The following is an 8,174-nucleotide window of genomic DNA, read 5'->3' on the forward strand; positions in this document are numbered from 1 at the left end:
TATGACTAAACAAAAAAAATTCATCACTTGTGATGGTAACCAGGCAGCAGCACATATCTCGTATATGTTCTCTGAAGTAGCTGCTATCTATCCCATCACTCCGTCGTCTACTATGGCTGAATACGTAGACGAATGGGCTGCCGCAGGTCGTAAAAACATCTTCGGCGAAACAGTTTTGGTACAAGAAATGCAGTCAGAAGGCGGTGCAGCAGGTGCTGTTCATGGTTCTCTTCAGGCAGGTGCGTTGACTACCACTTACACTGCATCTCAGGGTCTGTTGCTGATGATCCCTAACATGTACAAAATTGCCGGTGAATTCCTGCCTTGCGTATTCCACGTATCGGCTCGTACATTGGCTTCACACGCATTGTGTATCTTTGGTGACCATCAGGACGTCATGTCTTGCCGCCAAACAGGTTTCGCCATGTTGTGCGAAGGTTCTGTACAAGAAGTTATGGATATGGCTGCTGTAGCTCATCTTGCTACTATCAAATCTCGCGTGCCATTCGTCAACTTCTTCGATGGTTTCCGTACTTCTCACGAAATCCAAAAAATTGAAATGCTGGAGAATGAAGATCTGGCAGGTCTGATTGATCAACAGGCTTTGGCAGAATTCCGTCAACGCGCGTTGAATCCTAACAACCCTGTTGCACGCGGTATGGCTGAAAACCCCGACCACTTCTTCCAGCACAGAGAATCTTGCAATAACTTCTATGAAGCAGTTCCGGCTATCGTAGAAGAATACATGAACGAAATCAGCAAAATCACAGGCCGTCCTCATGGTTTGTTCGATTACTATGGTGCTGAAGACGCTGAACGCGTAATTATCGCAATGGGTTCTGTTACAGAAGCTGCCCGCGAAGCTATCGACTACTTGATGAGCAAAGGTGAAAAAGTAGGTTTGGTTTCTGTACATTTATACCGTCCGTTCTCTGCTAAACATTTCTTGGCTGCTGTACCTAAGACTGCCAAGACTATCGCAGTTCTTGACCGTACTAAAGAACCGGGAGCAAACGGCGAACCTTTGTATCTGGATGTTAAAGACTGCTTCTATGGAACAGAAAACGCTCCGGTTATCGTAGGTGGACGTTACGGTTTAGGTTCTAAAGACACTACTCCTGCTCAAATCATCGCTGTATTCAAGAATTTGGCTCTGCCAATGCCGAAAAACCACTTCACTGTGGGTATCGTAGACGATGTAACTTTCACTTCTCTTCCTCAAGAAGAAGAAATCGCATTAGGCGGCGAAGGTATGTTTGAAGCTAAATTCTACGGATTAGGTGCTGACGGTACTGTAGGTGCTAACAAGAACTCAGTGAAAATTATCGGTGACAACACCGACAAGCACTGTCAGGCTTATTTCTCATACGACTCTAAGAAATCTGGTGGTTTCACTTGCTCTCACCTCCGTTTCGGCGATACTCCTATCCGTTCTACTTATTTAGTAAATACTCCGAACTTCGTAGCTTGCCACGTACAAGCTTATTTGCACATGTACGATGTAACTCGTGGTTTACGTAAGAACGGTTCTTTCTTGTTGAACACTATTTGGGAAGGTGAAGAACTGGCCAAGAACTTACCGAACAAGGTTAAGAAATATTTCGCACAAAACAACATTACTGTTTACTATATCAATGCAACTCAGATTGCTCAGGAAATCGGTTTGGGCAACCGTACCAATACCATCCTGCAATCAGCATTCTTCCGTATCACAGGCGTTATTCCTGTTGACTTGGCTGTAGAACAGATGAAGAAATTCATCGTTAAGTCTTATGGCAAGAAGGGCGAAGACGTGGTGAACAAGAACTATGCTGCCGTAGACCGTGGTGGCGAATACAAACAATTGGCTGTTGATCCGGCTTGGGCTAATCTGGAAGTTGAAGCTCCTGCTGCTAACAATGACCCTGCATTCATCAACGAAGTAGTTCGTCCTATCAACGCTCAGGATGGTGACTTATTGCCGGTATCTGCATTCAAAGGCATCGAAGACGGTACTTGGGAACAAGGTACTGCTCAATACGAAAAACGTGGTGTAGCTGCATTCGTACCTGAATGGAATGCTGAAAACTGTATCCAGTGTAACAAGTGTGCATATGTTTGTCCTCATGCTTCTATCCGTCCGTTCGTACTTGACGCTGAAGAACAAAAGGGTGCAAACTTCGAGACATTGAAAGCTGTAGGTAAACAATTTGACGGAATGACATTCCGTATCCAGGTTGACGTGCTTGACTGTCTGGGTTGTGGTAACTGTGCTGATGTTTGTCCGGGCAATCCGAAGAAGGGAGGCAAGGCTCTTACAATGAAACATTTGGAAAGCCAGTTGTCTCAAGCAGCCAATTGGGAATACTGCGCTAAGAACGTGAAGAGCAAACAACATTTAGTAGATATCAAAGCCAATGTGAAGAACTCTCAGTTCGCTACTCCGTTGTTCGAATTCTCTGGAGCTTGTTCAGGTTGTGGTGAAACTCCATATGTGAAACTGATTTCCCAGTTATTCGGTGACCGTGAAATGGTTGCTAACGCTACCGGATGTTCTTCTATCTACTCTGGTTCTGTTCCTTCAACTCCTTATACTAAGAACGAAAAGGGTCAAGGTCCTGCTTGGGCTAACTCATTGTTCGAAGATTTCTGCGAATTCGGTTTGGGTATGACTTTGGCTGACAAGAAACTTCGTGCACGTATCGAAGCTGCTATGAAGGATGCTATCGCCAGTGATACTTGTCCAGCAGAATACAAAGAAGCATTCCAGGAATGGATTGATGGTAAGGACGATGCAGACAAGAGCAAAGCCGCTGCCGAAAAGATCATTCCAATGGTGGAAGCTGCTAAAGATAAATGTAAGAACTGCGCTACCATTGCAGAATTCAAGAACTATTTGGTTAAGAAGAGCCAATGGATTATCGGTGGTGACGGTGCTTCTTACGATATCGGTTACGGTGGTTTGGACCATGTGATTGCTTCCGGCGAAGATGTAAATATTTTGGTATTGGATACTGAAGTTTACTCTAATACTGGTGGTCAGTCATCTAAGGCTACTCCGCTGGGTGCTATCGCTAAGTTTGCCGCTTCAGGTAAGCGTGTACGTAAGAAAGACCTTGGTATGATCGCTACTACTTACGGTTATGTATATGTTGCCCAGATTGCTATGGGTGCTGACCAAGCTCAGACTTTGAAAGCTATCCGTGAAGCAGAAGCTTATCCCGGTCCGTCATTGGTTATCGCTTACGCTCCGTGTATCAACCACGGTTTGAAGGCAGGTATGGGTAAGAGCCAGGCTGAAGAGGCTAAGGCTGTAGAATGCGGTTACTGGCACTTATGGCGTTTCAACCCTGCTTTGGAAGAAGAAGGCAAGAATCCATTCATGCTTGACTCTAAAGAACCGAAATGGGAAGGTTTCCAGGATTTCTTGAAGAACGAAGTTCGTTTTGCCTCTGTAATGAAGCAGTATCCTGCTGAAGCTGCTAATCTGTTTGCTGCTTGCGAAGAAATGGCCAAGAAACGTTATGCTTCTTACAAACGTATGGAAGCAATGAATTGGAGTGAATAATTTCTAATACATGCATATAAAAAAGGCTTGTTCATGAAGAACAAGCCTTTTTTATAACCTTTTTCTACCATTAGTATATATGAGGCCACGCATACGTATGCACAAAATAAGACCTCAATTTCAAATATTTCTACTTTTACCATCACTATTTATGGCTTAAGGTTACCAAAAATTTCCTACCTTTGCCACATAACATTATGAAAAACCTATAAACATGAATACTCTAACCAACCTGAAATACACATTGGCTGTCACAGCCGGACTGTGCTCCTCTTTTGCATACGCACAAAACCATCCTCATATCATACTGATAATGACAGACCAACAGCGAGCCGATGCCATAGGCTGTATGGGAAACGATGCTGTTATCTCCCCTAACCTAGACGCACTAGCTGCCGAGGGAACATTATTTATGAATGGCTATTCTTCTTGTCCAAGCAGCACTCCGGCACGTGCTGGTCTGCTGACCGGACTTTCTCCTTGGCATCATGGCTTGTTGGGATATGGAAAAGTATCTCCCGAATATAAATACGAAATGCCACAGATGCTAAAAGACGCTGGTTATTATACTTTTGGAATCGGGAAAATGCACTGGCATCCCCAACGGGTAAAACATGGTTTCGAAGGCACTCTGCTAGATGAAAGCGGACGCGTGGAAGACGAGAACTTCACCAGTGATTACCGCCAATGGTTCCAAACAAAAGCTCCCGGAAAGAATCCTGACGCCACCGGTATAGGCTGGAACGACCATACGGCAAGTATATATAAATTCCCCGAAAACCTCCATCCTACCTATTGGACAGGAGAAATGGCCTGTGAACTTATCAGCAACTACGATCCGACCAACAAACCGTTATTTCTGAAAGTTTCTTTTGCCCGTCCACACAGTCCGTATGATCCACCACAAAGATATCTGGACATGTATGAGGATGCCCTAATACCCGATCCTGCTATCGGAGACTGGTGTGGCAAATACGCAAAAAAACTAAATCCTGAAAAGACGGCACAAGACGCTCCATACGGTAATTTTGGCAATGAATATGCACGCAATTCCAGACGTCATTATTATGCCAACATCACTTTCATTGACGAACAGATAGGCAGAATTATCCAAACATTGAAAGAAAAGGATATGTATAATGACGCATTAATCGTTTTCATTTCCGATCATGGCGATATGATGGGCGACCATTATCACTGGAGAAAGACTTATCCATACGAGGGCTCCACTCATGTGCCATACATCGTGAAATGGCCTTCCGTCGACCACGTTACACCGGGAAAAACAGACGCTCCTGTAGAGTTACGTGATATTCTTCCCACTTTCCTTGATGCAGCCGATGTGACCATCCCCACTGACATGGACGGCCGTTCTTTGTTGCCACTTGCCAAAGGCATGGAAACAACCTGGCGCAAGTATCTGGATCTAGAACATGCCACCTGTTACAGTGATGACAACTATTGGTGCGCACTGACTGACGGCAAAATAAAATATATATGGCGTATCCACACCGGTACCGAAGAGTTATTCGACTTAACCCAAGACCCTCAGGAATTGCACAATGCCGTCAATGACAAAAAATACAGGAAGCAGCTGACGGAAATGCGTAATGAAATGATCCGTCATTTAAGTGAACGCGGCGAAGAGTTCGTGAAGGACGGTCGATTGGTGGTCAAGGAAAAGACCATGCTTTATGGACCTAATTATCCGGGGAAAGAAAATAAAAGATAATGTACGTTGTACAGAGGGATCGTCTCCAATTGTCCCACTTTTTCCTACAACAGAGTTTTATAATTCTGCTGTCACTGTTGTCACCTATTCCCTGCAACCCCTATAAACAGGAAGTTAGAGAGGTGGTGGCAGCACATTATTTTATGTACAAAAATGCCTACTGCCACCACTTTATCCACCTTGTTACATGGTACAAACCTACTTTGTTTGTCCACCAGACAGGACAAGCCTGTGCAATGAACACGATAGGCTTGTACGGTGAACACGGTAAACTTGTGCAGCCTCGAAACAACGACTTTCCTTGCCAAAGTATTCAGAATCTTGATACAAGTTCTGTCGGATCCTGCAGCAAGTTCCACGAAATCCTGTACCAAGTTTTGCCGTTACACCCAGCATCCTTCCCTTTCGGAGGAGAAGGATAAACCGATAGCCGGAAAGACTTAAACTAAAGGTCGGAAGATATAGATCTTTGAAACGAAACGTCTTGTTCTTTTTATCAGACGTCTTCATCTTTTTTGCAAACATCCTTGTTTTTTCCGAAAAGAATAAAGGCTTTCGGAACGATACGGGACTGTGACCGGAAACAGATTTCTACACATACGTATGTACGTGTAAAAAAATATCCTGCCACCTGCTTGCTATAATGACTGACCCCGAAACCAAATTCCCTTTTCCATAACTTATCGGGCAAGCTAATCAGAGCTCATTCCAATAGCATAGGAAAAGCGATGGAACATCAAATTCACACCGCTTTATCTCTAAAAACAAGAAAATGAGTTTCCAAGTGAACCTCCATTTCACCCGACAGATTCTTCATTTCAGCAAGAAAGGATGCACGAGTTTCATCAAATTTCTGAAGCCCCTCTATCTTTCTATTTTCCAACAGTTCCTGCAGTCTGTTCACAAATTAAAATAAACACATAGCGGAATTGCAAATTTGAGCAAAGCGTAGCGAATTAGCTGAAAGAGCGTTCGTTACGCTTTGTTTTTCTATTGTGCAGAGCCAACGGAATGCCACCCCGAAGCCAAACGGTGCAGAAGTTCAGTTACCACTTCATTACCCCCGTAATGGGTGCATATTTCTTGCTAAATGGTTCTTTTTCTGCGATTTGCGTAATTCTGCATAGCTGTCGGTAACTCACTATAAACTAATTTTGTAACCAAAAAAAGGAGTGAGTTATGCGAAGTACATTCAAGGTCTTATTTTACGTGAAGAAAGGCAGCGAGAAGCCTAACGGCAACCTGCCTTTGATGTGCCGCCTTACGGTGGACGGAGAGATTAAACAGTTTAGTTGCAAGATGGACGTTCCCCTGCGGTTGTGGGACGTGAAGAACAACCGTGCTTCGGGCAAGAGCGTCGAAGCGCAAAGAATCAACCTCGCGGTGGATAAAATCCGAGTGGAGGTAAACCGCCGCTACCAAGAACTGATGCAGACGGACGGGTATGTTACTGCCGCCAAGTTGAAAGACGCCTATCTCGGTATCGGCGTCAAGCAGGAAACCTTGCTGAAGCTGTTCGAGCAGCACAACGCCGAGTTCGCCAAGAAAGTCGGGCACAGCAGGGCGCAGGGGACATTCACCCGTTATCGGACGGTCTGCAACCACATTCGGGAGTTTCTGCCCCATACCTACAAGCGCGAGGACATTCCGCTAAAGGAACTCAACCTCACATTCATCAACGACTTCGAGTATTTCCTGCGCACGGAGAAGAAATGCCGCACCAATACCGTGTGGGGCTACATGATTGTGCTGAAACACATCGTTTCCATAGCGAGGAACGACGGGCGTCTGCCGTTCAACCCCTTTGCAGGGTACATCAACTCGCCCGAAAGCGTCGATAGGGGCTACCTTACCCAAAAGGAGATACAGACGCTCATGGACGCACCGATGAAGAACACCTGCCATGAACTCGTACGGGACTTGTTCGTCTTTTCGGTGTTCACGGGTTTGGCGTACTCGGACGTGAAGAACCTCACCGCCGACCGCCTGCAAACATTCTTCGACGGCAACCTATGGATAATCACCCGACGGAAGAAAACCAACACCGAATCGAACATCCGCCTTTTAGACGTTCCCAAACGTATCATCGAGAAATACAAGGGGCTGGCTCGGGACGGTCATGTTTTTCCCGTTCCGAGCAACGGCAGTTGCAACAAAATACTCAAAGAGATAGGCAGACAATGCGGCTTCAAGGTTCGTTTGACCTACCATGTAGCCCGCCACACGAACGCCACGACCGTACTTTTGTCGCACGGCGTACCCATCGAAACCGTGAGCCGCCTATTGGGGCACACGAATATCAAGACCACGCAGATATACGCCAAAATCACCGCCCAGAAGATAAGCCAAGACATGGAAACCTTGTCGTACAAGCTGGAGGAGATGGAGAAGAATATCTGCCGAGCCATTTAGCCACCTTAAAACTACATACCGATGAAAGAAGAAAGGAACATCATCACGATAGATGAATACGGCAATATCTCCCTGCCGACCGATATAGGCGCAACCGCCATGACCGAGTGGGAAATCTGCGAATTGTTCGGGGTTATCGCCCCGACGGTTCGGGCAGGGATAAAGGCACTCTGCAAGAGCGGAGTTTTGAAAGAGTACGGCATCGAACGCCTTATCCGTCTATCGGACGGAAGCAGCATAGAGGTTTACGACCTCGAAACGATAACCGCCCTCGCTTTCCGTGTCGAATCGTTCGGGGCGGCGAAAGTCCGCAAAGTGTTGTTGGAGCGGATAACGCACCGGCGAAAAGAGAAAACGACGGTTATCGTGTCTGTCGTTGCCGACACCGAGCCGAGCCGCCGATGGATGGCGTAACGGTCTGTCGGTCGGGGTATCAGTCCGTAATACGGTCATACATTCATACGGTCATACCGTCGCACGGAC

Annotated in this window: 6 protein-coding genes; 4 read left to right on the forward strand and 2 right to left on the reverse strand. The window is 45.9% G+C overall.

Translation table 11 applies throughout. The annotated features are described in order from the left end of the window. Position 1: 1 nt before the first annotated feature. Together nifJ and AB5935_RS18180 are read left to right on the forward strand one after the other, a co-directional pair. Positions 2–3,547, forward strand: coding sequence for a pyruvate:ferredoxin (flavodoxin) oxidoreductase (nifJ, locus tag AB5935_RS18175; RefSeq protein ID WP_038610043.1), 3,546 nt, complete (start codon positions 2–4; stop codon positions 3,545–3,547). A gap of 214 nt (positions 3,548–3,761) precedes the next feature. After that, positions 3,762–5,279 carry an arylsulfatase gene (locus AB5935_RS18180; protein ID WP_038610046.1) on the forward strand — a complete coding sequence of 506 codons (1,518 nt, stop codon included), beginning with the start codon at positions 3,762–3,764 and terminating at the stop codon, positions 5,277–5,279. A gap of 80 nt (positions 5,280–5,359) precedes the next feature. Here AB5935_RS18180 and AB5935_RS18185 read toward each other — a convergent pair whose 3' ends face one another. After that, positions 5,360–5,653, reverse strand: a complete 294-nt coding sequence (locus tag AB5935_RS18185; RefSeq protein ID WP_170272832.1) for a hypothetical protein — start codon at positions 5,651–5,653, stop codon at positions 5,360–5,362. A 368-nt stretch (positions 5,654–6,021) separates the two neighbouring features. Continuing rightward, positions 6,022–6,183 carry a hypothetical protein gene (locus AB5935_RS18190; protein ID WP_007833277.1) on the reverse strand — a complete coding sequence of 54 codons (162 nt, stop codon included), beginning with the start codon at positions 6,181–6,183 and terminating at the stop codon, positions 6,022–6,024. A 275-nt stretch (positions 6,184–6,458) separates the two neighbouring features. On the opposite strand from AB5935_RS18190, the gene AB5935_RS18195 reads away from it, so the two are divergent. After that, positions 6,459–7,691, forward strand: coding sequence for a site-specific integrase (locus AB5935_RS18195; protein ID WP_038610049.1), 1,233 nt, complete (start codon positions 6,459–6,461; stop codon positions 7,689–7,691). A gap of 21 nt (positions 7,692–7,712) precedes the next feature. Continuing rightward, positions 7,713–8,105 carry a hypothetical protein gene (locus AB5935_RS18200; protein WP_038610052.1) on the forward strand — a complete coding sequence of 131 codons (393 nt, stop codon included), beginning with the start codon at positions 7,713–7,715 and terminating at the stop codon, positions 8,103–8,105. Positions 8,106–8,174: the final 69 nt, after the last annotated feature.

The sequence above is a fragment of the Phocaeicola sp. RTP21198st1_B8_RTP21198_201120 genome, assembly GCF_040929485.1.
Classification (GTDB): domain Bacteria; phylum Bacteroidota; class Bacteroidia; order Bacteroidales; family Bacteroidaceae; genus Phocaeicola; species Phocaeicola dorei.